Origin of the sequence: Lysinibacillus sp. KU-BSD001 (genome assembly GCF_042920265.1) — a bacterium.
In the GTDB taxonomy this organism is placed as follows: domain Bacteria; phylum Bacillota; class Bacilli; order Bacillales_A; family Planococcaceae; genus Lysinibacillus_B.
In genome coordinates this window covers 551730-576397 of sequence record NZ_JBDQZI010000001.1, presented here as the reverse complement: position 1 = coordinate 576397, position 24668 = coordinate 551730, and the positions used below count along the sequence as shown (strand labels likewise).

Here is a 24668-nt window from a genome sequence, read left to right as displayed (position 1 = left end):
GATGCTCCCTGTTCAATTTTTAAATGGCTTCGCATTCTGTACATAAGAATTTGTGGTCATCGTCAACCGTTAAACAAGTACCGCAGATTTTACAATAATCTTCTTGTTCATTGTTTGTTTTCATAAATTCAAAGCTAAGCAGATATTTTATTTCTTTGATTGTCATTTTCTCCACTGTCATTAGAGCAGCTTCTTTTTTATCTGTTGTAGAAAACACTTCCTCACGATCCTTTAATCCAGAATCATCTACAAACAATACTTTTACTTTAATCATTTTGAATAACCTCACTTTGTAAATTTTTAAAAACTCAATCGCTGGTACTAATCGACTTAATACCAACTGTTCAGTTTTTAAAAAATCGGGACTTCGTTGACTTCATTAACCTCTTCAAACGATGCCGTATCAGCTAAATACCAATCTTCACCTTGTTGATATTGGAACGTCACTTCTTCTTGCTCGCGATCTATACGTGCTTGCATTTCGTAGCCGTCATATAAATCTGTGAAGTAAATTCTTTCTTCCACTTCATCCAAATAGATGTCATTTGCATGTGGATAAAACTCTTTGATTAAGTAGCGTAACTGCATTAATTGTTTTTCTTCTTTTGTTCTCATCCCAATTCCGCCTTTCGTTATTATTATTTACTTAAAAATAATAATATTACTTTATAAATAACTTTGTTACTCATATAGTAAATTACTTCATTCATAATGTCAATTACTAATTGCGTAATTTTATTTATTGATTTATAATTTAATTAACTAATTCGTATGAGAGTAGGTGTGGGAATGTATTTAAAATCGAGATTAAAAGTACTTCTAGCAGAGCGTGATATGAGTCAAAAAGATTTAGCTGAAAAAACAGGACTTACCACACGTTTGATCAGTGAGATTGTTAATAACAAAATAAAGATGTACCCAAAAGAAGCTATGGAAAAAATCATGGTAGCTTTAGAGGTAAAAGATATCGGAGAATTATTCACTACAATAGAGGAAGCAGACGACAAATAAAGTTGTCTGTTTTTTATTATGTACAATTACCAATTTATTACCTAAAATGGTGAAAAGGAGGGATATTATGAATAGCTTATTTTTTATTATTTGGGGTTTAAGCTTAATTGCAATTTTTGTATTTGCTGTTTTAGCGATTCTACAATTTGTTAAAAAGGATAGCATTAAAGGTAAAAAGCAATTGAAATTCACAGGTATTTCTTTAGCTGTTATGGTAGTTTCGTTCGTAGCGTTTATTTCAACTTCCGAGCCATCAGAGACAGTTAAAGACGAAGAAATTATTGAAACATCTTCTACTCAGGAGGATGAACAAGAAAAACCAAAAGAAGAATCAGAGGAAGAAAAGGCTGCACGTGAAGCAAAAGAAGCTGAAGAAAAAGCTTTAGCTGAACAGAAAACTAAAGAGGAAGCAGAGGCTAAAGCAAAAGCAGATGCAGAAGCCAAAGCCCAAGCAGAAGCTAAGGCTAAAGAAGAAAGTGTCCCTAGAGAACATAAGTCAGCGTTAAAAAAAGCAGAGTCATATGCTAAAACTATGCATATGTCAAAGGCAGGTATTTACGACCAACTAACATCGGAATACGGAGAGAATTTCCCGGCAGACGCTGCTCAATACGCTATCGATAATATTGTTTTTGACTGGAAAGAAAACGCATTGAAAAAAGCTCAATCATACGCAGAAATGATGGATATGTCAAATTCGGCTATTTATGATCAATTGATTTCAGAATACGGGGAAAAATTCACTCCAGAAGAAGCTCAATACGCTATTGATAATTTAAAGTAAACAAAAAGCCTTCCACATTTTTATTTGTGGGAGGCTTTAATTTTTGCACATCATATCACTTTAAATTTCTGGAATATTTTCTGCATACATTTTTTCGATTGCTGCTGACAATTCAGAAATAGTTGCTTTGCCAATACCTTTAGTGTACTGCAATCTATCCCAATCCATATCACTAATTTTAAATATCCCAGCTTTTAGTAACTTAATCGTAGCGCCACCAGACAGGTCCAATTCTTCAATATAAACGTTATGTATAGCTTTAAGTATTTCTAATTTCTTTCCGATATTCTTCACGATTATCCCTCCTTTCCGTTTAGTTCGACACTCTCTATAGTTTCCCTTGTACAAAATAAAAAAGAGAGCGATTGCTCGCCCTCTCTTCTCACGCACTCAGATGAATAGCCAATTCACCTTTTTACAATATAATACAGTTTAAATTTAATCGTCAATCTTTAATATTAATAATTAAACTTTATCCAAAATCTACAACCATAGCCCTCTCTATTTATCTCCGAGACTGGCTTTTGAGAGAAATAAAATTGTCTTTATTTACTTTTCCTTCCATAGGCAATAATCCAAACTAAATAAATTAATAAAAAAGTTAAAATACCTCTAATATAAATATTAGCAAACAATTCAGTAACTGCAATAAGTATAAAAAAATAAATTAAGACAGTTAATATATATATATATATATTTTTATTCATAACCTGCAATTGGGTAAACACCAATAGGTTCATACCTTACCATGCCATGACTATATATAGGACGAAAAACAAATGAGTATCCTTTTGAAATACTACCAGATGCATATCCCAAAATAGTGCCTGTAACTCCAGAAATTACTCCGCCTGCAACAGGTATAGCAGCAAGTATTCCTACAAGTACAGCTGTTCCACCTATAGCAGCCCATCGTAATGACTCTTTATTTAAACCTATTTCAAAAGTACCATTATCATAATAACGAATAAAGTTTGGCGTATCGCTAAGTGTTGCTGCGAAAGGAGTTAAAGAAGGAGCTAATTTTTCTTCTTCAATTATATTTTTAAATATTTGTAACTGCTCTGGATCAAAATTTTGTTCTTCTAAAGTCTTTAGTAATTCTTCATTAGTTACTTCTATTGTTTCTACAATCTTTCTATCCTCTATTTCATCAAGAGATGATGCTTGAGCAAATTGATTCATTCCTGAGGCAAATACAGTTAAAATTACTGTTAAACAAATAATAAATTTATTAAGTATCCTCTTTTTCACACGAAATAACCCCTTTAAAACATATTTTTATGCAATTAACTTTGAATTGAATTCAAAAACACTACTTTTTTCATAAAATTAAGCTATTCTTGTTGATATTATTAAAACTTTTATATGTACATACAATCATATTTTTTGGGAAATATTCCCTTGGCTCGAGTCAACTTAAGTCTAACAGTACCTATACCGATATTACAACCGACATTTTATCTGTCGGACACCGATATTCCGCCTGTCGGTACGCCCTACTTTTTACCTAAAAAGGACCAGCAAAGAGATTAAACCTAGCTGGTCCTTCTCGTTTATTTATTGGCTACATGTTTATCATGATAACGTTTGAGCATCGTCGCCATTTGCTGACGTGTCAGTGCTCCATTTGGATTTAGTGTTGTGCCATTGCCCTTAATGATTCCCTCGTCAATTGCCCAATCCCACGCTACTTTATGAGATTCGTGCACCTCAGCGTCAGATTCTACATCCGCTTTCGTTGCAACTTGTTTCTTCAGTTTAGCAAGTTCCTCATTTTGTGCGTTAATCTTACTCATTAAAATATTGAATTGATCCACTGTTAATACATCTCCATTTCCTTTAATTTTGCCGAATGTATCTTTGCCATAACCTGTGTACTCATATTGTAAATGTGGTGAGTCCAGAAACGTCTCATCTCGCCAATCACCATCATTATCCCAATCACCGCCCCAAGTGAAGCCGCATTTTTTTGCATAATTAATGACATCCATTTTTGTTACGTAGGCATTGATAGACCAAAGCGCTTTGCCGTTATTATCTACAAACACAAAATCCAAAGCTTGGCCAACTAAATGATACGAGCGCATGGTCTGGGACTTACCCTCTTGCACATATTTTTGTTGTGTAGCTTTATCACGTAGCGTCTCATAGATAAGTACTTGATATTTTTTATCGATGCAATACTGATACCACTTGTAAGCAGCAACACGAGTGTGATCCGCAAGCTTATTTAAATTTTCACGATTCCGTTTGTCATAAATCATTGCGAAGGTCATTTTTTATCACCTTCCACTTTAAATTTTGTTTCTACAACATCTTTTAATTTGTTAATTAAAAAACTCACCGGTGTAGGGATCGGTGAGCCTAGTTTTGCGCTATTTTCTTCTAATGAAATTACTTCTGTCAGAATGAAGTATAAAGTTACCCAGTTTGCTATAGAGACACCGATATCATATCCCATGTGATTTAGCACCATATATACTAAATTCGCAACTAAAATCCACATCCACATGATGCCTTTTTTCGTACCACCTTGCGTAAGACGTTTTGAATTGATTTTTTCGTCACTTGATAAAATGCCTAATGCAAAGTCTAATACATTCAAAATTAAAAGGGATGTCAATAAAATTGACCATCCCCCGAAAAAGTAGGTAAAAACCGAAGTGATACCTGCTATAATGTTTTTTGCTAATTGCTCCATGCTATAGCTCCTTTATTCACGTAATAAAATGCCTACTAAAATTAATTCTAGTAGGCATTAAAAGGCTAGATATTACTATATCCAATAAATTCTATTAATTTATTGCCTGTAAAAGTTTTTTCTATCTTACTTCTTATTAATCGGTCATCATCTTCTTTATAAATATTAAGATGATCTAAACCATCTCCAAAAGATTGCCAATCTGTACTAGATCCAAATTTAACCAAATTCAAATCATTTAATTTTCTGTCTGCTGCTTTTAATAACATTCCCTTTGAAGTGTGATTTATTATTTCAACAGGTTCCTCTTCATTAATGTTATAATAACTAAACAAGCGTTTAATCTCATACACTCGTAAAGATGAAATCATATCGAAATAATATAATATTTCATCATAATCTGTAACATCATTTTCTACACAATTTTCAAATCCGTTTAATAACAAATCAACTTTATCATCTTCATGATCTTTTATTATTTTCTCGAATACTAATGGCGTTACTTTAGTAAATATAAATTCAAATTTATCTTCAGGAATCGAAAGAAAAATCTTTTTTATTTTTTCTTCATGTTCTTCAATTCTAATTTTAAAGTTCCTGTGATCTACCCAATTCATTAAACTACTTAATACAGGTATAAAATTTGTACTCTCCTGAGCAAAACTTTTAATAACTTGAAACAATTCTTCACCTGAAATATTAGGTTTAATTATTTCTGAAATAATATTTTTTTTTATCATATACTCTCCTCCTCACTAAAATATTCTACCAAAGGAGGAAATCTACCTTTAATAACTTTTTATCATTAAAAATGGCTACTGCTACTTTTACCTCCTAACCTCCCCACTAATCTGCGAAAGTTCCTGCTTAATCTTCTGAATCAAAGTAGGTCTACTATTACCAAATGTCGCCTCAATGCTAAACCCACCCGTTTCATACACCTCTTTTATATCCGTAATACGAGCATCCATCGCAATGCCCCAATCAACATTTTGAATCGTGGTAATATCACCATAATCATAATCAACTTGATACTTAAACGGACTATTCGTCAATATTTGCCCCTCTAAATACTCTTCCTGAAGTAACTCATTTAATTGTTGTTGACCACGATCAGTAAGAGATTGAATAATTTGCTCCACTGGTAATGGCTGCTCGTTATCATCTGTTTCAGCTACGTCCCGTGCATCGATAAAGATTTCATGGCGATGGATGGCGCTATAGTTGCCGACTTCAATCACACGCCTATCTATCCCCTCACCTTGCCCGGCAACGATAGCTACATTTTTATAATTCAAATCCGACTGTACATATTGTAATGACTTCAAACTTTCAAACTGTGGACTGAATATAACCGGTGGATTCACCGACTGACCAGCTACTAAATGTCGCCCTTCCATGACATCAAATACCCATTTTTTATTCTCAATATCGAGCGTTACGTCCCACCCTAAGCCACTAGCGAGCGACATTATAGACATCTCTTCAGCTACGTTTTTAAAGCGCGAAGAATAGACAGTGTGAATACCTCGCTGTAAGTCAGGCGCCATTACTAACTGTGGTATTTTGCGCCTTTGATCAGTCGGATTGACTAAATTGTTATTCACGTAATGCTTCATCACGGTTTCAGCGTTACCGCTACGATTATCATAAGCTGTATGCATTGGTGGCATAGTAATACGCTGTGCAACGATTGATTTGAGCGCATAGCCTTTAATGAGCCAGTTCTCCGTAATCTTGCCGTTTTCATCGAGCTCAATTTCCCTATGCTTAATCATAAAAACCTTATTCAAGTCGCTTCCAACAAGAATAAGGTTATTTTTTAATAATGTATCTGCGTATTTTTTGTAACGGTTAATACGCAATTCGATGCCCCCGATGCCATGCCAGGAACGATTAAAAAACATGGATTCATAGTTGTCAATTTCACCTAAGATGTCCATGTTGAGAGATAATATTCGAATGGGCTTTTTCATTTTACACGCCCTCTGTGTTAGCTAAAATATAGTCCTCCACAGCTTGTCTGTAGTCAGGATTCGTGATGTCATCAATTACGTATACTTGCCCTGTTTTGGGATTAAGCCCCTTGTTCATGATACGTCCTGCTGCAATCTGTACTACCACTTGATTCACCATTATAAAATCCCCCCAATTTCAGAATCCGTTTGTAATAACAAAGCGTCTTCTAATTCTCTAATTTTCTTTTCTTCATCACTTAATATCTCTTCGACTATAATTTTTTTGTTTTCTATATCGAAATCTATTATTTTTGACCTCTTAAAGTCAATACTTCCATATGGTACGTCAAAATATCGCACATCTTCTTCGCCTAATGGTTCGCCTTGTGAATACTCAGGGGAAACATGTATTATTTTTTTAGAATTGTTATCATAATATACACGCATTCCAATAGCCATTAAATAATCCTCCAAACTCATTTTATACAAACATATTCGTATCGCGATCCTACGGCAGATAGCGATGATGTAACCCCACCCGTAAGTGAGAAACCGTTACTCATTACTGTAAATACATTACCGTAGTTCCCCCATCTCTGAACTGAATTATCAAATAGATAAGGATTGAAAACATCCACCGACACATTGTACCAGCCCTCAACATAGATACCTTCCCCATTAAGATTACTACCATTGTAAAATTTAATTAATACAATTCTCGGTCTAAAATTAAGATTACTTACTGTTATTCCAGATGATAATACAATTCCATTCCCACTAACTCTGTTGCTCAAGTTTCTTATGTTATTCGCAGTGGTTTGGAAAGTGGCATCAGGCGCAGTATATATCCCCATGTCAGTAACCGCCTGATTAACGGTAGCTTTTCCGTTACTGACAGATGGAAAAAGTAATTTAGGGGATGTTTCTGTCCATGGACCCCATACGCCGTTCTTCTTCCATCGCTCATACTCTCTTTCCCCATAAATGCCTGTAAATTGTATTACCTTTTGAACAATCCACTCTGCATTATGTGATATCACTATACCCATAAACCATTCGCCATTTGGTGCATTTGAAGCGCCTTGCGCCATATATCTACCATTTTGCACAGCAAGATCCCAATCGGTTATAATAGCACAATACTCTGGAAAGCGACCATATACACTATTCCAACTGACTACTGTTTGTTGTGCGAAACCTGACATTCTCCATGGTTTCCAAGTACCGTCAGCATATGTCCTATAATAAGTGTTGCCAGTACTCATGCCGTAAAATTTTTGAACACCCCATGAATTATCTTTAGTGCTAAATGTCGTTATAACCCCGTAACCCTCCGGTGGTGCATTTAAAGCACCAGACACATCGTATATTTTAAATGTAAAACCCCAATCTAATGTGTTGAAATCTACTGAACCGCCGAGAACAACATTGGTGTTAGTTACTAATTGGTCATTCCAAAAGTTCTGCTGTGCTTCAGTAACGTGTATTTGTTGGTTGTTTATATGCTGTGCTAACGCATTATCGTCAAAAGAAGGTAAGATATTTGAACCCGCCCACGGACAAATAACGTCAATACCTCGCTCATCAGTAACGGCATTAGCTGCGATGAATGTCTGACCACCAACTATTTTCACCTGTGCTAACGAAATTTCATAAATATTAGCAGTTTGTGTTAAAGCCGGGGCAACTGGACTTGTGGAAGACACACCTTTTTTAATAAAGGCTCTCACATACCTTGCTTCTGTACTTAAATCCATCCGTACAACAATACGGTCGATACGACTTTTACCAAGTGTTTCCGTGTCATGTGTTAATTCTAAAAAGCTATCATTTTCGTAATATTTAGCTTCTACAAATGCGATACCTGTATCAATCCTAGTGACCATATTAGAGCCGTTCGCACTTACAGCTAGCATATTGCCAACGCCCTTCATAACTCCTGTTGTAACAAGCACTCCAAAATACTTTGTAAATTTTTCAGCATTGTACTCACGATCGTATGTGCCATCAGGTAATTGTACAGGGTCAAAAAAACTAAAATGTTCAGCCATTTATTTCACTTCCTTCTAAACGCTTAGATAGCGATGTTTGTACTCTACATATACTTCTGGATTGCCGCCTTCTGTGATAAAACTAAATTTCGTTTCACCAACATCTAATGAGAAAAATGTTGAAGCTAAATCGATATAATGGAATGCATTTTGCACCACACCATCAGGACCTACTATCTCTACTCGTTTATGTCCGAATGAGGTATCAAGTATCAATTTATAACCTGTTGGAATCTCACGGTTGACCTTTATAAATTCACCTGTAGTTAAATTGGTGATTTTCGGATTTACTACCGGACCACGAAATTCAACTTTAATCGGAGTTGGTACATCGCCCTTGTTGATTAATAATTTAGAGTCTCCCCTGGTAGCAAATCGCACAGGGAAATGGAATGAAAATCGGAAATTGCTGACGAAATCTTCTAGCTTGTAATTTTCGGCTAGTAGGTCCTCCCAGAAAGGCGAAGGGCATAATAAATTGATGATTGTACGTTGGAATCGCATGCCGTTATTTTCTCTACCTACGCCAAAAACAGGTACATTCTCTACAATTGCTTGAATTTCTCGTTGAGTATTCCCTTTCATATAAATAAGCTTTCCTGGACCGAGCTTAGGATTAAAAACAGATGCAAGTAACTGTCGTTTTTCAATTAATCCTTCTGGGCTATCCGCTAATATTGATACATTAAGCGCCATCGCTCGTGCTTGTAACAAGCTATCAATATACGTGCTACCATCCTGAAACGGGGCTGTTTGCGTTTGAATATTGGCTGCAACATCCGCTTTGCCTTCCACAGATTGCAAAAGAAAAGGGCGCCTATTTGATAATTCAATAGACTGCCCTCGTGAATTTGTAAATGTTACTTTTTCCGTAATCATGCTATCCCCCATTCCATTGCTCGTTGTCTTTCTACTTGTAGAGCCTTTCGTGCTATTTCCGACGGTGAAGGATTATTCCCGTAAACGTGAATATGTGTCTCTCCACCATTATAGGTACGAGACTTATTGATCGATGTGGAAGAACTTGCACTTACATTGCCCTCAACAGTGGATGCGAGTCGTTGTGCAGCTCCCGCAACCTTACTAGCCATGTCATCCATACCGAGCACTAAACCTTCACCAACATTTACACCAATCTTCCTTGTGAGACGACTTGGGCTTCGAACCTGTAAAGCAGATCTAATGGTTGATGAGATACTATCGGCAATGGATTGTGCTTTTGCTTGTAAAGGACCTTGCATGCTTGATAGTCCCTCGAGCAAACCTTGTCCAGCATCTCGACCAACTTGTCGCAACGATGATAATTCAGTGGATGTTGTTTGTGTAAGAGTCTTAATTTTTTCGTGCCACTCTCTCTGTAAGTGAACTAATTGCTTGTTAGCAGCCTCACGTAACGCTGTGATTTGCTTATCCGTATCATCTTTCATGCCTTTCAGCTCAGTTTCAGCTTGTGTGCGAGCTAATCTGGCCTTTTCTTGATACAGATTACTGTATTGTTGAAGCTGTTGGTCCGTTAGTTTATTTAATGCGACTAATTGTGGCAACGCATTCGGGCCCATCTGGCGAAGTTCTTCAAGTAGCCCTTTATCAATAGCTCTCTCAGATAGCTTCTCAACTTCTGTTTGCCACGCCTTGAATCCTTCTACTTGCGTACCGAGATTCGCAATTAGCTGTTCTCCAGTTACATCGATCTCCACTTTGAACGCATCAAAAAGCCCCTTAAAAGATACAAGAGACTGCGCTCGTTTATCCACTGCATCAGCGTAAGCCTTTGTTAAGGTTTCTTCCTGCTTGATTAAGTCCTCATTTATTTTTTGAATCTGATTAGAATAATTGGTGTTGATTGTTGTGATTTCTTTATTAATAGCATCAACAGCTGCTTGATAAGCTTTCTGCGCTTCTACACGCTCTTTTGTGTACATATCAAATTGATCTAATGATTGTTGCCATAAAAGTGCTTCTTCGACAAGAGTCAATTCTTCCAATGACTTTTTATCTTGAATAAATAATTTGATTTCTTCTAGCTTATCTTTCTGCGCCTTTGCAATTAATGCTACGGAATCATACGTGGCTTTCTTCTCAATTTCAGCTATCTTAGCTACAGCATCTTCCTGAAGTCGTTGAATTTTTAAGTTTTCATCTTGTGTTAATTGGCGCTTTTTAGATGTAGCTGCACGTTGGATTTTTTCAATATCCTCTTGTGTTCTTTTTTCGATTTTAGTAATTTGAGCATTCGCCTTTTCGGTAATTTTCTTCTCTTCATCTTTATAATGGTCTGAAATATCCAAAAGGTTGTTCGCCATATCTTTCATGACGTTTGCAACACGCGTCTTTTTATCTTCAATACCGATAGCTAAACCTTCACCAACGTCATGTCCTATATAAATTAATTCACGTGCTGGGCTTCGACGCTGTAAAACATTCGATACACTATCAATAACAGTTCGACCTAGATTTTTTGCAGCTGTGACAACGCCATCGATTTTTTCATTAATACCGTTAACCAGTCCTTGTACGATATCTTTACCAATCGCTTTTAAATCAATAGAAGTAAGGAAAGTCTCAGCTTCATTCCACTTTGTCTTGATTTTCGTTTTTACTTCAGTCATTTTTGTTTCAACGGAAGTGCGCATTTCTGTAAATTTCGAGGTAACAGAATCTTTCATATCCGATACAGATTTTCTTGCATCGTTATAGGCTTGGGTCCAATCACGCTTAATATCCGAACCAAGTTTCTTCATTTTTTGGGATACGTCTGTTTTCATGACTTCCCACTTCGATTTCACTTCGCCAGTTTCCCAATTAACCTGGTCAACGTGTTCACCCGCTTGTGCCTTTGCTTCTGAAACAATATTTTCATGCATTTCCTCAGCGTATTTAATGGTTGTATCACGCGACTTTTGTGCTTCGGCTATCATCCGTTCAGCCTGTTCTGCACTTATATCACCTGTTTCATCTCTCAAACGTGTGATATTGGCGATGGCTTCTTCGTATTGCTTGTTCGCTTCTTCCACAACTTTTTCTTTTTGCTTAACGGCATTTTTAACTACTTCAGCTGCTTGTAATGCAGACAACTCACTAGCGTCCGCTTTCATCTTTTCTAAGATGACTTTTTGCTCGACTTCCGATTCAGATAAAACACGTACAGCATCTTCTTTCATCTGTTCGTTGATATTGTTAATTACTTTTCTTTCATGATCAGTGAGCTCTCGTTTCTCGTCAGATGCCTTTTGCATGATGTCGGCAACGATTTTGTTTTTAGCTGCTAATATTTCAAGTTCTGTTTGGTGAGCTTGCTGACGTTTTTCTAGTATTTTGGCTTCCTCATCAGACGTCAATGCAGAAGAGTTAGCAAAAAAGCCACGCAAACTTTCCATTTGTTCTTCATGTTTTGTGTTAGCACCCTCCACAATTTGAGCGTGCATTGCATCAAACTTTGAGGTCATTTCAGCTGCCATCTCATCGGTTATTGTCGTAGATGTTAAATGTAACTGACTTAATGACTGACCGACATCATCAGAAATTTTTACAAACCCTCCGACCGCCTCTGCTGTAGCTTCTGAAACACCTTTTGACCAATCGGCAATCTGTATGGACGATTCACTCATCTCTTTTGCCGTAACAACCGCCGCTGTACCAATTGCCGCTATACCTAGTACTGCAGCTATACCGATGGGTCCAGAGAGTACACCGATAGCTGTTCCTAAGACACCCGCACTAGCTCCTGCTGTTCCTGCAGCTACTCCAAATCCACCGATAGCACCTACAACGGGAGCAATCACACCTGAAATGGCACCAATCCCACTAGCAATCATACCGATACCCATAACAGCTGGACCAGCTATTGCAACGATACCGCCAATCGCTAATGTTGCATTTTGTGCCGATGGTGATAGATCATTAAACCATCCTGTAGCAGTTTCAACGCCAGCTGAAATACGTGGTAGCCAATCTTCTGCGATGTCTAATAATGTCTCCCCAAGTGGTAAAAGGCTTTCTTGTGCAGTTCGCCATGTACTCTGTAAACGTTCGCCAAATGATTGCTGTAGCGTTTCGCTTGCTTTAGATGCAGCACCCTCAAAACCTTCTAATTCTGTGGAAACATTCGCGAAAAAGTTTTGAAATTCTGGTCCTAAATCTTCAATCGGTGTACCCATTAAAGCAATCGCAAGTGCTGATTTTTCTGCCGGATCTTTTACCATAGCAATGGCAGATGCAACAGCTGCAAAAGCGCTATTGGCTGTCTCACCACCGCTGTTGATATCTGTTTCAATTTGTTTAAAATCTAAACCTAAATCCGATAAAGCTTCACGGCTAGCTTTTGAACCGTCACCGATACGTAAAAAACTTTCCTTTGCCACATCTCCTAATTTATCTAAGTTGAATGCGCCAGATTCAGCACCAGCAATTAAAATCGCTGTAAATGCCTCAGCATCATAGCCAAGCGCCTTAAATTGTGGTGCATATTCACGTAAAGTGTCGAGTAATTCACCACTAAAATCACCTCCACGTTGGAAACCTGTCGTGATTAAATCCATTGCCTGTTGGCCGTCAATACCGAAAGTTTTCATCATGACAGATGCAGTACGAGCACTCTCTTGTATCTCAGCTCCGAATAATTCTTGCAACGTGTAGCTAGACTCTAACAGATTGGATAAATCTTCTTCTCCTACATCTCCTAGATATTGCTTTAATATCGCTAAATCGGATGTGACTTGGACAATATCTTCGCCAAAACCTTTTTTCCATACAGACTGCGCTACATCAGATAGCTTTTGAGCCTCTTCAGCTGTGATACCTAGTTGCCCCTGGATCTTTGCTTGTGCTGTATCAAATTGGGTCGCTACTGCTATCGCTCCAGCACCAAATGCTAACAACGGGGCTGTTACACTGGCTGTAAGTGTGCCTCCAATGTCTTTCATTTTCCCGCCAACAGCTGTCGCTCGCTCACCGAAACCACTAATGGCTGTCTCGGCTTGCTTCCATCGATTGGTCGCATCTTCAATGGCTTCTGTGACTTCTAACAATTCCCTATTCAACCGTGTATATTGTGCCTGGGCTTGGTTAACCGCATTGGCTTGTCTTGCTAATTGAGCTTCTGTCGCATTTCCACTAGCAACAAGCTCGTCATAACGTCTGCGTTGTTCCTGCAACTTTAATGACGCTGCATCCGTTGTTCGTTGCAATACATCTTGCTTTCGCCTCATACCTTCTAGTGACTGCTCATATTCCTGCCCATGCGCTCGTATAGCCTGTAATTCGCTCCCCATCGCGCGCATATTTTGATTCACTTGCGATATGGTACCGTTAAAGTTATTTGCATCTAGTGATAATCTGACCGCAAGTGAGCCGATTTCTTGTGTCATGTTGTCTCACCGCCTTTTATAGCAAAATAAAAATCACAGCCAATCTATATCATCAGCTGTGACTTCTTCCATTTCATCCTCTGCAAAAAGCTCAAAGAAAAAGCAAATATCCATCTGATCTATCTCATGAAGTTTATGACCTTCTTTCATCAAAGAACGATAGAAATTCTTTATACTTTGATACGCTGTTAATTCGCTTACTTTCCCTCATCTTCGTTCCCCTTTAATGCTAATCCCCCAAGTCCTAGCACTTCATTAAACACTCTTGATAATTCAGATTGGAATCTTTTCAGCTCAATACCGTCCCATAGCTCGTCTAATGTGAATTGAAAGTTAAATGCTTTAACAGCAAATTCCGCTAATTCATCGAGCTGATCAGCAACGCTGTGAGTGCCATCGACTTTATTTTTAGCCATATCCTCATTTACTTTTAACGCTTCTCGTAATAATCGAGCAGGAACATAATCATTCACAAACGTTTTATCCTCGCCTTTAATTCGCAATGTAATTTTCATTTTCCATCCATCCTTTTCGTTAGTCACTTAGTTTATTTAAAAAGAAAAGAAGCCCTCGAAAGGACTTCTAAAAATTAAGGTGTTGGTGTGACAGTCGGTTTCTTCACAGCAGCAAAGAATGTTTCTGCTGTTTCAGTTACGCCTGTATCACGTGTATCAATTGTATGCTTTAAAATACCTTCTATTAGTGGCAAAGCCTCTCCGCTGAATGGATAAGTTTTGTAATTTGTTTCACCTTTTTTACGTGTGCTGTTTGATTCTTCACCTGGCTTAAATTTTGCTTTATATAGCCAAACTAATTTTGAACCTGATTCAAACCCTACAGCAATAGGATTCGGTGTGTCATTAGCGTTTGTAATTAAGCCACCGTCATCCGAAATTTGATGACCGTACCAATCTGCTTGTACTTCGTTTGGTAAATCGGCCGTTTCGCCAGCAATTGTAATCGAGTCGAGCTGTGCTTCCTGGTCTACCACGCGATCTCCTGCATCTAAATGCGCTTCACTAAAGTTTGGCGTAAGTGTTAAAGAAATCGGCATCGTTATTGTTTTAACCGCCCCCCATGTTTCAGTTGATTCATCCGTCATTTTTGCATAGTGGATACGTTTCAAACTAATTTTTTGTGGTTTTTCATTTACCGGTGTAATAGCCATTTACATGACCTCCTAATTTTCGTTTTCTTATTTATGCCATTCTTCTTTTATTCCTTTATCCTCGCAATACTCTTTGTACTTAATAAAGTGCGTAGGTAGTACCATCTGTGTCTTAGTAACTTTCACGCCATATTTCTTTAACATCCATTCCGAAAAAGTCATTTCGCACCATCCCCCCTATTAATATTCATCAAAAAAGACGAATCGCAATACTTTGTTAAAGTGCGAATCGCCTTCCTGCTTGGGTACATCATATTCAAATGTTCGTTCATAACCTGCTGATTCCATCAACCGTTTAACATCTTCAACAAGCTGATAATAGTCTGATTTTGACCAAATATTGACTTGAATGAGTCGTTTCGTTTCAAACTCTTTATCTGCCGCCTCTAATGCTGGATTGGCCGTAATTTCTAAAAAAGTAATGTATTGATCCGGTATATCAGAGCCTGTCGGTACTATATTAAATAGAACAGGCAGATCAAGTGGATTCAAAATTGATGTAACATGTGCTGAAATATCAATCATAAGTTTTTCGCCTTCTTGATTTCATCGATCATTGCTTGCGTCGCCTCATCTTTACTTTTTTCAAAACCACGTGTGAAGAAAGGATTCGGTGCAGTAGGGCCCCATGTAATCTTTTGCCGTTTACCGTTTTTTGTGAAAATTCCAGATCCACCACTTCGCCCATTCTCTACTAAATGGGCGTGATAAGCACCGCCTGAGTGTATTGTTGCTACGCCATCTTTTGCACGACTGTTCTGGATATTTTCTTTTAATGTCCCACTGTCTACTGGATTATTTGCATCTATTGGCGCTTCCTCAATCACGGCTTTCTTCACTACTTTCGCTCCTGCGTTCAAAGCTTTATTTTCTTCTTCCTCTTCCAGAGCTAAATTCCCCAGTGATTGCAAAATCTCTTGTAATCCGGTAAATTGTACTTCCACCTACAACACCTCTTTCACTATGATTGTAAGCCATTGATTTCGCTCGTCATCATTAATTGGTGGAGACTCCATTTCATGCATTTTCCCGTTAATTTCAACGCGCATTCTCGCATGAATATCGCTTCTATAACGACAACCTATTATTTTTTTATCTTGCCATTGAGTAGCATCTGAATTAAAGAGCCGATTACCTTTTTGGGTTTTCACTTCTGCCCACACCGTAATGTGCTTCACCCAATCTTCACTTGGCCAGCCGTTTACGATTTGACCTGGTGGATTGTAAAAGGTTACACGTTTATTCATCCTGCCTACATTATTGTTGTGCTGATAATTCATCTGGATCCACCCACTTTAATTGCAAAATCATCGTCTGCAGACCATAAGGTAATTCGTTTTTTTGATTAGTTATCACTGTGCGATTCTCGTACAAATGAGTAGCGAGCGTCAGAATTGCTAAACGGTGCTCTGCGAAAACATCTTTGTCATTAACAATCAAGTAATAATTCGATGGTTGCTTGACGCCGGCATTTTCTAATATCAGAATGGCCGTTTGCAGAATAGTGGAAATGGATTGAACCTCATCATCTCCATCAATTCGCAAATACTCTTTAAGCTCATCAAGCAGGGGCATCATTCAGCACCCTCTCCATCTGTGGAAGGTTCCGTATTTGATTGCTTTGTAGTTGCATTTTTAGGTTCTTCAATTGCTTCTAAAAATGCTACTCCATATTCTGCATGCACTTTTGTTAAAAATTCCGCGCGTGCTTTAACTAGCTTTTTACCTTCAGCTGGATAAGGTTTCCCTTCCTCATAAACATGGCCGTCATGATTTTTTTCTTGGAATCGATTAATCACTTTGTACTGACTCACTTAATTCACCTTCTTTCGATAAAATAAAAACTCCTAGCTCCATAAAAATTAAGGAGTAGGAGTCACTTCTGCGATACGGAATGCAGACGCCAATTTAATTTGGTGGTCAAACCAAGCTGTTACAACAAATTGATGCATACCCGTAGAAATATTCTTATCTGTATCATAAAGCGCATTTAAATCGTAGTTGAAATGGGAATAATTAAAGTCGCCAACAACCGGTTTAACAGCTGCGTCAGTGAAAACAACCGACTTTCCAATGATTTGTTCTGGTGGAGCTGTAAACAGTGTTGCTGATCCGTTAGCTAAATCTTTGATAATTGATAAATAATCAGTGAATCGCATGAAAACTTTTGCGTTTTCACGGTAATCTTCATGTAAATCTGCAATCGCATTTGTCACGGCATCAAATAGTGTTGCGCCTTGTACTTTAGCGATTTCTGGTAATGTCGCTGTCGCTGTACGATAGAACGACATGTGTTCCTCTCCTGCTTTCGGAGATGTGGCAAAAGCTACTTTACGTTCTTTTGCAGCGACACCAGATTCTAGTGCGCCATCTACAGACTGCACTAAAGCTACATCTGTACCATTAACAACTGTTTCAGATACCTCTGCTTTTACTTTGAATTTATGACGACCAAATTGCACTGTGTCACCAGTTAATTTTAGCTCTTTTGCAGTTGCACCGTCTTCAATAAAGTCGTCATCATCCAGTACATACGTTAATTTCGGAATTTCTAAGTTCGTAATTTGGGTATGCATTGAATGGCCACGTAACGGATTTTTAGCTTTTGGTTCCGTAATGATTTGAGTCGACACTGTTTTCGGTAAAAATTTATTACCACCTGTTGTACTGTCATCTAAAAGTGCCATAGCTTCTTCTGAGATAGGTTGTTTACGAATTGTGTTACGGTATAATTCCGCTTTAGCAGCAATTACTTTTTGCTGTGGATCTTCGATATGCCCAATTGTTGCTTGTTTCATTGCTTGTTGTTGGGCAAATTTCGCTTTTTGTTCCGCTTCCAGTTCATCATGCTGTTGCTTAATGACATTAAAACGAGCTTGTAAATCTTCTTTAGATTTTTGTTGCGCTTGAATATCTTCAATTGATGCAGACGGATCAATGGCTTTTGCTGAAAGTTCACCTTCAACCTTTTTTAATTGCTGCCCAATCGTAGCCATCGCTTGCTTTAACTCATAAAGTGTTTTGTCAGAGAAAAACTGAATGTCTAATGGTAAAAGCATTTTAATTGCATTTTTATGTTCTAAAGATTTTAAAAGCTTTTTTGTTTGAGTTTTCATATAAAATACCTCCTAGTAATTAAAGAATAGTGTTTAAATAAGTAAGATTCGCCTTCGAATCTGCAAGAATTTTTTTACGTAACGCTTTTTCTTCTGCACTCATTACTGGTATAGATTGAACAGGTTCTAAGAGTTGCTTAGGTACATTTTGATATTTATTTAGCAACTCCATATCCGCACAAGCAACAGCATCCTTTTCTTCTTCCAATACTATGATGTCAAAGTATTTAGAGGCTTCTTCTGCATCTAGCCAGTTATCTTTGCCATCTAGTAATTCCTTGATTTTTTCATCTGTCAAAAGCTCTGTACCTTTGCTTTTATAAGCCGGAATACAAGTTCTAGATTCTGTTTTGTCTAGCCAATCAGCCTGTTCTCGACACTCCACAGCATTTGCACTCCACAGTGTTATCATTGGCTTATGAATCATTAAGAAAGTATTTTCGTACATGAAAATATTATCTGCCTTCATGATTAAAAAGGACGCCGCACTAGCTGCTACACCATCCACATAAGCATTGATAGTTAATTGACCTTTCTTTCTCTCCAATTGATTCATCATAGCAATTGCTGTAAATACCGAACCCCCAGGACTGTTCACATACATGTTCAACGTTTTTACAGATGGCAATAAATCATCTAATGCTTTTTGAAAATCTGTAAGTGTTACATCTTCATCTCTCCATTTATATCCACTGACAATAGCGCCATAAATAAAAAGATCTGCAGATTTTTCATCAGCAGACGCTTTCATTTCCCAAAATTTATTCTGTTTATTGTTCACTCTTTTCCACCTCCTTCCACAGTTGATGAAGTAGCAGAAGCTGATTTTCTTTCGCTAATCGGTAAATCGATTGGATATAAATCACCACTAATCCATAACGTGTTTGCCATTTCAGATTTGTCCGGTGGTAAATCTTCAAGTGCTCGGACCTCATTTGGTTTCATTCCAGCTGATCGTAACATCGTTTGATAAAGTGCAGTACGTGCAGCAGTATCACCACGTAAAAGCCCTCCAAGGTTAAACTTAAAGTACTTTCCTGCTGTTCTATCAGTTTTTGTGAGCATTTTTCGGTTAAATTCATGTTCATATTGTCGTACAATCGGCGATAAAGTCATCTGGACAAAACGAATCATCTCTTGTTCATTGCTCCCGAAAGTACCACCATCTGTTTCATTTAAAAAAGAAACTGGAACATTAAAAACGTTAGCAACACGAGAACGAGTAATCTTCTCGGATGCTAACGTATCTGAAGCAAAGTATTTTTTTTCAAGATCATTTATCTCGACACCCGGCTCTTGGAACAAAATACCGCCATTTTCAGCATAAAAACGTCTGAAGTCATTAATAATACGATCTTTTTTGTCTTTATCCACGTTAGCCGCATATTTCAAAATGAAGGATTCTTTTTTCTCCATTTCAGAAAGAGAGAATTCTTGTACTGCCTTATCATACTTGATTGTATTAGCTAATACTTTCAATGGACTTAAACCGCGCAATCGATTGGGACCACGAATATGTTTAACATGAATCATATCAATGTTGTGAACATACATTGTTTTTGATTCTCCACGAACTTCGTACCACAAAGAGCTGTCATCTTTATTGATAAATTCAGTAACACATGACGGATCCAAAGGAATAATTTCCATCGGTTGCATTTGAATGTCGCGAAGAATAACCGCGTACCCATTCCCGTGCTCATTACGACTCACTTCTAATGCATTTATAAAATCGAACGAACTCATATTTTGATTCGGCTCATTAATCAAAACGTCAGCTGCACGATTCATCACGACATCATAATTCTGATGTAATTTAATTGGTAGCGTTGATAGTGTGTTGGCTAAACGAGTAATAACACTAAAAATTGTTTCATTTGTTGCTAATTGGCTGTTATCAATGCCCCAAAAGGTTCGTCCAAACCAATTACTAAAGTCGTATGTCGGCCCTTTCCAACTCGCATACGCTGCATAGACTGCTTGTTTAGTACGCCGCCATATTTTCAATTTCTCACCTCCCTCTTATAAATCGTGAATTGAAACGAAGCCGATGTTTCCGTCACCACTTTCTACGGTTGCGTGCCGTGCTTGTACAAATGCTGTAATAATAGCTGCTATTGGGTCAATACGTTCCCTCGATTTCGATTTTGAAAGCTTAATACTTTCATTACCCGCCATTTCAGCAATCGCATTCCCTACAGCCCAGGACAATACTTTGTCACCCGTATGAGTAATCTTTTTATACTCTCCACTACTTTCATAAACATAATCACGAAAATCCTTGGTAGGCTCCGATAAAGTTTGAAAACCTTGCCGAACCTCTACAGTGATGAGCCCGTAATTTTCCATATTTTGCGCGAATTGCGTAGCTCCGTACGGGTCATAGCAGAAGAGGATAACATTTAATTCATAATCGTTGATAAAATTCATTATCCATTGTTCGACGTATGCATAATCGACTACAGCACCATGAGTTACATCCATCCAGCCTTCTTCTACCCATAAATCATACGGTACTTTATCTTTTGTGCGTCTTTCGTTCAATGTATCCTGTGGCATAAATGAATGTTGCCCAACATGAAAACCGTAATCTGTTGGGAATACATAGCCTACTGAAGTTAAGTCAATTTTCTTGGATAAATCGACACCTATATAAACATCTCGCCCATTCATATCAAACTCTTCAATTTCACAAGCCTTCCACTTATTAGCTGGAATAAAGCCGCCTTCTTTCATATCCACCCACACATTCATCGTTTTCGTTAAAAAAGCACGCATTTTTTCTGGAACATCAAGCGCCGTTTTTAGATCTGAACGAATTGATTCAAGTCCTTCTTCATAAGTAGCGACAATCGGATTAGCTTTTATCCAGTTGCTTTCGTCCTTAATGTCATCTCCAGGATCAAGCTCACAGACGATAGCAAAATAATCATCATTGTCTGTATCATCATCCGGATTCAAAATACGTGAAACATACTCGTATTCAACAAAACATGGTCTACTCAAATCGAAACCTGCTGTTGTAATAACAAACATTAACGGCTCTTTACGAGCTACCATCCCCGACTGAAGTACGTCATAAATTTCGGATGTTAAATGGTTATGGTACTCATCGACAATACCAACAGATGGGTTTTTACCATCACCTGTTTTACGAGTTTCTCGAGACAGTGGAACAATGACAGAGCCATTTTTAAAAACTTCAATTTTCCCATAAGCTTCTTTCCATTTGCCGTCTAAAAGTTCACTGGAATTAATCCCATCTCGAACAGCGACATATACCTCATCCGATTGATCTTTTTGCCAACCTGCAATGTACATACGCTGTTTTTCGTTACCTAAAAAAGCAATATAAGAACCAACAATCGCTAAAAACTGCGATTTAGCATTTTTTCTGGCCAACTGGATATAAACTTTACGGAAACGACGCGCTCCATTACGTTTCTTTTTAAAGCAAAAAACATTAACTGATATGAATAACTGAAAGTCAGTTAATTCAACATTTTGTTCAGCTAATACACCTTCAACATGTTTAAATTCATGAGCCCACCAATAAAAATCTTCGGCCACTTCCTCATCAAAATAAAAAGGACTGTCATCATTTTGACAATCCTCATAGTCCTTTAAGAAGCGTTTTACTGCCCATTTATGTTTTATACAAGCATTAATTTGACCGCTTAGAATATCATCGCAGTAATTAAAGACGCGCTCTAATACCCAATTCACAACCTACCACCGAAGCGTTTTTCTGCTTCGCTACTGCCTTGTGCAATTGTAGGAGTGGGAATAACTAATTTTAAGCGAGATGTGATAGTTAGCCCTAGATCAGATGCAGCCGCACGACATTCACTGAATAACCCTCGCTTTACTCGAGCAAGTTTCGGATAATCATCATTTGCAAACACGGTCTTCTTTCCAGTTTCTTCATCTTCAATTGTGATGGTTGGCTTCATCTTCCGCATTTCTTTTACCAGTTGTAAATACTGGTATTTTGAATCTAAATAACGTGCTAGCGCATCTACATCCAACTCACTAAAAATATCTAATGCAACTAACTTTTCAGCAAGCTCCATAAATTCTTTCTTTTGTGCTGCAGTTAAATATGATGGAGGCACAATATTTTCAGTTGGTCCGCGCATCTTTTCTTCATGATTTTGACGTCTTTTCATTTCATCTTTTGTTAAATGATTTGAACGACCTTTTCCAATAATCACTTGTAACGGCTGCTTATTTCTCCCTGCCATGCTATCACCTCACTTTCAATTTTTCATATAAAAAATTTTTTCAAAAACGGATTTTTCTGTACGGGAAATGGGCAGTCGGTGTAGGGGCATTGACCTCTCTATATTAAAATGGAGGGGGGCTACCCTATTTGTTACTGTATTTCTGTATATCCTCGTTCGTCTTCTTGTTGTGACAACCACCGCATAGCAATTGTAAGTTGTCTTCTTCCAATCGCTTTGACCAGTCGATGGACAACGGAATGATGTGGTCAACAATGACACCGACTGTGATTCGTTTATCGGCTAAACAATGCTGGCACAAACCAGTGTCACGAATACGAATATAATCACGACATTTAATCCAAGCTGCTGAATGATAAAATCGATCGTGCTTTTTATTTCGTTGATACTTATCGTAGTAGCGGTTGTTTTCGGATTTGGTATTTGAATGTGATTCGCAATATCCTTTTCGCGTAAGGTTTCCACATCCAGGTTTGTTACATGGACGTAAAGGTTTTTGGTTCATGCTGTTCAACCTCTTGTTTAAGTGAGCTCATACACTTTTTAACTTCCTTGTTCAACTTATCCAATTTGAACATTAAACCGTTTTTCTCGAAAATGTTAATCCGTTTTCGTTTAAGCTTCTTTTTGATATTTTGTTGCTCATTTTGAAGTTGTCTGATTTGATCGTCTGTATAAAAACAGACATACTCACATCCACAATTAGGACAGTTGAAGTACGTCTTCTCGATATTGTTATGAAGTTTGTCTGTCTTTAAATGTTTTACATGAAAGCTTTGTTCACATGACTTGTCACACTTTGTATAAATTGGTTCCATGTTATTCACTACCTTCTAATCGAGTTGGTAAATCAATAGGCTCTGTTAAACCTTTAACCAAACCTGCCGCAATCAACTTACCTAATTTGATACCTTGTTTCGCATTAAGGAATTGACCACGTTCAATAATGCTGATAATGTCTTCGTCTGTTAAGGTGTTTTGTTCCATGAAGTATCTCGACGGGCTTTTAATTCCCAATTCTTCTTTATCTGTCATTCCGTACCCTCCAATTCATTAAGCATCGAAATAACTTTGTTACACTCTTGGCATTCTCTTTTATGAGATGTTACTTCTTCACTAAAACATTCTTTTAAAATACTATCTTCATAATGAATCGAACCACATTCACATTTCCATGCATTGTCAATCGCATCCAACTCATCAGCTAATGCCTCTGTATGTTGAGCAATTGCACGTAGCTTTAATTTAGTTTTGTCATCTAATCCTAAATCAATTGCGATTGTAGATTTAAGTTTAGGATTAGAAGGATATTTAATATTCTTTACCCATGTATCAATGGAAGCACCATTACATTTCACACACACAAACACTTCAATAGCTTTGTTATTACATTCATTTCGTTGAACATGTTTGCATTTTAAGCATTCACTTTGTATAAACTTTTTTCTGTACTGTTTCTTTAATTCTTTATATTCAGGCAGAGCATTATCTTTTTGATCATCAAAAGTCTTGAGTAAAACTGGTGCCTCACAAATAGGACAAGACACACCATCCAAATTTTTACCTTTAAATACATGGAAAGAATCATTCATACATTGATAAGCAATATTCATTGTTCATCCTCCACAATTTATAATGATTTGCTTATTAGCTTTTATAGTCTGTTTAGCTTTCGACTTATATTAATCTCGATAATTATTAGCCCATTCTTGAAAAGCTTCTTCGTCCCAGATAGATTCTATTTCTTTTTTAACTTCCAATGCCTCTGATTCATATTCAGTATTAGCTAATAAAGTAATTAAACGTTCTAAGGGTTTTAAAACTACTTCTTTATCCATCGAAGAAAACTCCAATCATTGTTTACGTTTTTGCTTTTTATACTTACCGAATAATTTTGAAAATATGTTCATCTCTCCTTTTGATTTCATAATAAAAACACCTCATATAGAGATGTTTAAAAGACTATTTATAAATACTTAAGATTAACGCGAGTATAAACTCTCGGTTTTGCATAAGATACCTATACAACTGTATAAAGGCAGGTGAAAAGACTTTGGTTCACATTAAACTCAAAATATCATTAAAAGATATTTTGTTAGTCGTTGTCTTAGTTCACTTATTATTTAGCTAATGACAATGCCAACTTCTCTTGAGAAATCAAGGGCAGTTGCTAACATTAAATTAAATAATGGTATAACTTAATGTGAAATCAAATTATGTCTTTTCACCTGTTTATCTTTATACATAATAAAAAGCCACGCTCGTT

Annotated in this window: 31 protein-coding genes; 2 read left to right on the top strand and 29 right to left on the bottom strand. The window is 37.3% G+C overall.

Annotated features, from left to right (window positions below):
- Positions 1–19 precede the first annotated feature (19 nt).
- Both AAGS61_RS03085 and AAGS61_RS03080 read right to left on the bottom strand, forming a co-directional pair.
- The gene (locus AAGS61_RS03085) at positions 20–274 is read right to left on the bottom strand and encodes a hypothetical protein (protein ID WP_391367118.1); all 255 of its coding nucleotides are present in this window, start codon (positions 272–274) and stop codon (positions 20–22) included.
- A 77-nt stretch (positions 275–351) separates the two neighbouring features.
- Positions 352–615 (bottom strand): hypothetical protein, encoded by a 264-nt coding sequence (locus AAGS61_RS03080; RefSeq protein ID WP_391367117.1) that lies wholly within the window; start codon positions 613–615, stop codon positions 352–354.
- Between the two features lie 174 nt (positions 616–789).
- Between AAGS61_RS03080 and AAGS61_RS03075 the strand changes: the two genes are divergently transcribed.
- Both AAGS61_RS03075 and AAGS61_RS03070 read left to right on the top strand, forming a co-directional pair.
- The gene (locus AAGS61_RS03075) at positions 790–1011 is read left to right on the top strand and encodes a helix-turn-helix domain-containing protein (protein ID WP_391367115.1); all 222 of its coding nucleotides are present in this window, start codon (positions 790–792) and stop codon (positions 1009–1011) included.
- A gap of 67 nt (positions 1012–1078) precedes the next feature.
- Positions 1079–1795: an Ltp family lipoprotein gene (locus tag AAGS61_RS03070; protein WP_425325065.1), complete on the top strand. Its 717-nt coding sequence runs from the start codon at positions 1079–1081 to the stop codon at positions 1793–1795.
- Between the two features lie 60 nt (positions 1796–1855).
- Here AAGS61_RS03070 and AAGS61_RS03065 read toward each other — a convergent pair whose 3' ends face one another.
- The 27 genes from AAGS61_RS03065 to AAGS61_RS02935 form a co-directional block, all read right to left on the bottom strand.
- On the bottom strand, positions 1856–2089 hold the full coding sequence (locus AAGS61_RS03065; protein WP_391367113.1) for a hypothetical protein: 234 nt from the start codon (positions 2087–2089) through the stop codon (positions 1856–1858).
- Positions 2090–2494: 405 nt separating this feature from the next.
- Complete coding sequence (locus AAGS61_RS03060; RefSeq protein WP_391367111.1) at positions 2495–3049, bottom strand: hypothetical protein; 555 nt, start codon at positions 3047–3049, stop codon at positions 2495–2497.
- 302 nt (positions 3050–3351) lie between these two features.
- Positions 3352–4074, bottom strand: coding sequence for a M15 family metallopeptidase (locus tag AAGS61_RS03055; RefSeq protein ID WP_391367109.1), 723 nt, complete (start codon positions 4072–4074; stop codon positions 3352–3354).
- A complete protein-coding gene (locus AAGS61_RS03050) occupies positions 4071–4499 on the bottom strand; it encodes a phage holin family protein (protein WP_391367107.1) in 429 nt (142 codons plus the stop codon). The genes AAGS61_RS03055 and AAGS61_RS03050 overlap by 4 nt, the downstream gene beginning before the upstream one ends.
- Positions 4500–4564: 65 nt before the next feature.
- Positions 4565–5239, bottom strand: a complete 675-nt coding sequence (locus tag AAGS61_RS03045; protein ID WP_391367105.1) for a hypothetical protein — start codon at positions 5237–5239, stop codon at positions 4565–4567.
- Positions 5240–5326: 87 nt separating this feature from the next.
- The gene (locus tag AAGS61_RS03040; protein ID WP_391367103.1) at positions 5327–6475 is read right to left on the bottom strand and encodes a siphovirus ReqiPepy6 Gp37-like family protein; all 1149 of its coding nucleotides are present in this window, start codon (positions 6473–6475) and stop codon (positions 5327–5329) included.
- A 1-nt stretch (position 6476) separates the two neighbouring features.
- Complete coding sequence (locus AAGS61_RS03035; protein ID WP_391367102.1) at positions 6477–6635, bottom strand: hypothetical protein; 159 nt, start codon at positions 6633–6635, stop codon at positions 6477–6479.
- Positions 6635–6916 (bottom strand): hypothetical protein, encoded by a 282-nt coding sequence (locus tag AAGS61_RS03030; protein WP_391367100.1) that lies wholly within the window; start codon positions 6914–6916, stop codon positions 6635–6637. Before AAGS61_RS03030 ends, AAGS61_RS03035 begins: the two co-directional genes overlap by 1 nt.
- A gap of 17 nt (positions 6917–6933) precedes the next feature.
- The gene (locus AAGS61_RS03025) at positions 6934–8508 is read right to left on the bottom strand and encodes a pyocin knob domain-containing protein (RefSeq protein ID WP_391367099.1); all 1575 of its coding nucleotides are present in this window, start codon (positions 8506–8508) and stop codon (positions 6934–6936) included.
- 15 nt (positions 8509–8523) lie between these two features.
- Positions 8524–9387, bottom strand: a complete 864-nt coding sequence (locus AAGS61_RS03020) for a phage tail family protein (RefSeq protein WP_391367097.1) — start codon at positions 9385–9387, stop codon at positions 8524–8526.
- Entirely contained in the window at positions 9384–13874 is a 4491-nt protein-coding gene (locus AAGS61_RS03015) for a phage tail tape measure protein (RefSeq protein ID WP_391367095.1), read from the bottom strand. Before AAGS61_RS03015 ends, AAGS61_RS03020 begins: the two co-directional genes overlap by 4 nt.
- A gap of 197 nt (positions 13875–14071) precedes the next feature.
- Positions 14072–14389 carry a phage tail assembly chaperone G gene (gpG, locus tag AAGS61_RS03010; protein WP_391367094.1) on the bottom strand — a complete coding sequence of 106 codons (318 nt, stop codon included), beginning with the start codon at positions 14387–14389 and terminating at the stop codon, positions 14072–14074.
- 74 nt (positions 14390–14463) lie between these two features.
- Complete coding sequence (locus tag AAGS61_RS03005) at positions 14464–15042, bottom strand: major tail protein (protein WP_391367092.1); 579 nt, start codon at positions 15040–15042, stop codon at positions 14464–14466.
- 180 nt (positions 15043–15222) lie between these two features.
- Positions 15223–15567, bottom strand: coding sequence for a hypothetical protein (locus tag AAGS61_RS03000; protein ID WP_391367090.1), 345 nt, complete (start codon positions 15565–15567; stop codon positions 15223–15225).
- A complete protein-coding gene (locus AAGS61_RS02995; RefSeq protein WP_391367088.1) occupies positions 15564–15986 on the bottom strand; it encodes an HK97-gp10 family putative phage morphogenesis protein in 423 nt (140 codons plus the stop codon). The genes AAGS61_RS03000 and AAGS61_RS02995 overlap by 4 nt, the downstream gene beginning before the upstream one ends.
- Positions 15987–16322, bottom strand: a complete 336-nt coding sequence (locus tag AAGS61_RS02990) for a phage head closure protein (protein ID WP_391367086.1) — start codon at positions 16320–16322, stop codon at positions 15987–15989.
- A complete protein-coding gene (locus AAGS61_RS02985; protein ID WP_391367084.1) occupies positions 16300–16620 on the bottom strand; it encodes a head-tail connector protein in 321 nt (106 codons plus the stop codon). Before AAGS61_RS02985 ends, AAGS61_RS02990 begins: the two co-directional genes overlap by 23 nt.
- A complete protein-coding gene (locus tag AAGS61_RS02980; protein WP_391367082.1) occupies positions 16617–16856 on the bottom strand; it encodes a hypothetical protein in 240 nt (79 codons plus the stop codon). Before AAGS61_RS02980 ends, AAGS61_RS02985 begins: the two co-directional genes overlap by 4 nt.
- Before the next feature lie 48 nt (positions 16857–16904).
- Positions 16905–18101 (bottom strand): phage major capsid protein, encoded by a 1197-nt coding sequence (locus AAGS61_RS02975; protein WP_391367317.1) that lies wholly within the window; start codon positions 18099–18101, stop codon positions 16905–16907.
- A 76-nt stretch (positions 18102–18177) separates the two neighbouring features.
- A complete protein-coding gene (locus AAGS61_RS02970; RefSeq protein WP_391367081.1) occupies positions 18178–18939 on the bottom strand; it encodes a head maturation protease, ClpP-related in 762 nt (253 codons plus the stop codon).
- Entirely contained in the window at positions 18936–20165 is a 1230-nt protein-coding gene (locus AAGS61_RS02965; protein ID WP_391367079.1) for a phage portal protein, read from the bottom strand. Before AAGS61_RS02965 ends, AAGS61_RS02970 begins: the two co-directional genes overlap by 4 nt.
- Positions 20166–20180: 15 nt before the next feature.
- On the bottom strand, positions 20181–21884 hold the full coding sequence (locus tag AAGS61_RS02960; RefSeq protein ID WP_391367077.1) for a terminase large subunit: 1704 nt from the start codon (positions 21882–21884) through the stop codon (positions 20181–20183).
- The gene (locus tag AAGS61_RS02955; RefSeq protein ID WP_391367075.1) at positions 21881–22402 is read right to left on the bottom strand and encodes a phage terminase small subunit P27 family; all 522 of its coding nucleotides are present in this window, start codon (positions 22400–22402) and stop codon (positions 21881–21883) included. The genes AAGS61_RS02960 and AAGS61_RS02955 overlap by 4 nt, the downstream gene beginning before the upstream one ends.
- Positions 22403–22526: 124 nt before the next feature.
- Positions 22527–22907 (bottom strand): HNH endonuclease, encoded by a 381-nt coding sequence (locus tag AAGS61_RS02950; protein ID WP_391367073.1) that lies wholly within the window; start codon positions 22905–22907, stop codon positions 22527–22529.
- Between the two features lie 314 nt (positions 22908–23221).
- Entirely contained in the window at positions 23222–23437 is a 216-nt protein-coding gene (locus AAGS61_RS02945) for a hypothetical protein (RefSeq protein ID WP_391367071.1), read from the bottom strand.
- Positions 23434–24015, bottom strand: a complete 582-nt coding sequence (locus AAGS61_RS02940) for a hypothetical protein (RefSeq protein WP_391367070.1) — start codon at positions 24013–24015, stop codon at positions 23434–23436. The genes AAGS61_RS02945 and AAGS61_RS02940 overlap by 4 nt, the downstream gene beginning before the upstream one ends.
- 69 nt (positions 24016–24084) lie before the next feature.
- Entirely contained in the window at positions 24085–24240 is a 156-nt protein-coding gene (locus AAGS61_RS02935; protein ID WP_391367068.1) for a hypothetical protein, read from the bottom strand.
- Positions 24241–24668 lie beyond the last annotated feature (428 nt).

Excerpts from the sequence above, each read along its gene's own strand:
- AAGS61_RS03085 (WP_391367118.1), bottom strand. The coding sequence starts at position 274 with ATGATTAAAGTAAAAGTATTGTTTGTAGATGATTCTGGATTAAAGGAT.
- AAGS61_RS03080 (WP_391367117.1), bottom strand. The coding sequence starts at position 615 with ATGAGAACAAAAGAAGAAAAACAATTAATGCAGTTACGCTACTTAATC.
- AAGS61_RS03075 (WP_391367115.1), top strand. The coding sequence starts at position 790 with ATGTATTTAAAATCGAGATTAAAAGTACTTCTAGCAGAGCGTGATATG.
- AAGS61_RS03070 (WP_425325065.1), top strand. The coding sequence starts at position 1,079 with ATGAATAGCTTATTTTTTATTATTTGGGGTTTAAGCTTAATTGCAATT.
- AAGS61_RS03055 (WP_391367109.1), bottom strand. The coding sequence starts at position 4,074 with ATGACCTTCGCAATGATTTATGACAAACGGAATCGTGAAAATTTAAAT.
- AAGS61_RS03050 (WP_391367107.1), bottom strand. The coding sequence starts at position 4,499 with ATGGAGCAATTAGCAAAAAACATTATAGCAGGTATCACTTCGGTTTTT.
- AAGS61_RS03045 (WP_391367105.1), bottom strand. The coding sequence starts at position 5,239 with ATGATAAAAAAAAATATTATTTCAGAAATAATTAAACCTAATATTTCA.
- AAGS61_RS03040 (WP_391367103.1), bottom strand. The coding sequence starts at position 6,475 with ATGAAAAAGCCCATTCGAATATTATCTCTCAACATGGACATCTTAGGT.
- AAGS61_RS03035 (WP_391367102.1), bottom strand. The coding sequence starts at position 6,635 with ATGGTGAATCAAGTGGTAGTACAGATTGCAGCAGGACGTATCATGAAC.
- AAGS61_RS03030 (WP_391367100.1), bottom strand. The coding sequence starts at position 6,916 with ATGGCTATTGGAATGCGTGTATATTATGATAACAATTCTAAAAAAATA.
- AAGS61_RS03025 (WP_391367099.1), bottom strand. The coding sequence starts at position 8,508 with ATGGCTGAACATTTTAGTTTTTTTGACCCTGTACAATTACCTGATGGC.
- AAGS61_RS03020 (WP_391367097.1), bottom strand. The coding sequence starts at position 9,387 with ATGATTACGGAAAAAGTAACATTTACAAATTCACGAGGGCAGTCTATT.
- AAGS61_RS03015 (WP_391367095.1), bottom strand. The coding sequence starts at position 13,874 with ATGACACAAGAAATCGGCTCACTTGCGGTCAGATTATCACTAGATGCA.
- gpG (WP_391367094.1), bottom strand. The coding sequence starts at position 14,389 with ATGAAAATTACATTGCGAATTAAAGGCGAGGATAAAACGTTTGTGAAT.
- AAGS61_RS03005 (WP_391367092.1), bottom strand. The coding sequence starts at position 15,042 with ATGGCTATTACACCGGTAAATGAAAAACCACAAAAAATTAGTTTGAAA.
- AAGS61_RS03000 (WP_391367090.1), bottom strand. The coding sequence starts at position 15,567 with ATGATTGATATTTCAGCACATGTTACATCAATTTTGAATCCACTTGAT.
- AAGS61_RS02990 (WP_391367086.1), bottom strand. The coding sequence starts at position 16,322 with ATGAATTATCAGCACAACAATAATGTAGGCAGGATGAATAAACGTGTA.
- AAGS61_RS02985 (WP_391367084.1), bottom strand. The coding sequence starts at position 16,620 with ATGATGCCCCTGCTTGATGAGCTTAAAGAGTATTTGCGAATTGATGGA.
- AAGS61_RS02975 (WP_391367317.1), bottom strand. The coding sequence starts at position 18,101 with ATGCTTTTACCATTAGACATTCAGTTTTTCTCTGACAAAACACTTTAT.
- AAGS61_RS02955 (WP_391367075.1), bottom strand. The coding sequence starts at position 22,402 with ATGGCAGGGAGAAATAAGCAGCCGTTACAAGTGATTATTGGAAAAGGT.
- AAGS61_RS02950 (WP_391367073.1), bottom strand. The coding sequence starts at position 22,907 with ATGAACCAAAAACCTTTACGTCCATGTAACAAACCTGGATGTGGAAAC.
- AAGS61_RS02945 (WP_391367071.1), bottom strand. The coding sequence starts at position 23,437 with ATGACAGATAAAGAAGAATTGGGAATTAAAAGCCCGTCGAGATACTTC.
- AAGS61_RS02940 (WP_391367070.1), bottom strand. The coding sequence starts at position 24,015 with ATGAATATTGCTTATCAATGTATGAATGATTCTTTCCATGTATTTAAA.
- AAGS61_RS02935 (WP_391367068.1), bottom strand. The coding sequence starts at position 24,240 with ATGGATAAAGAAGTAGTTTTAAAACCCTTAGAACGTTTAATTACTTTA.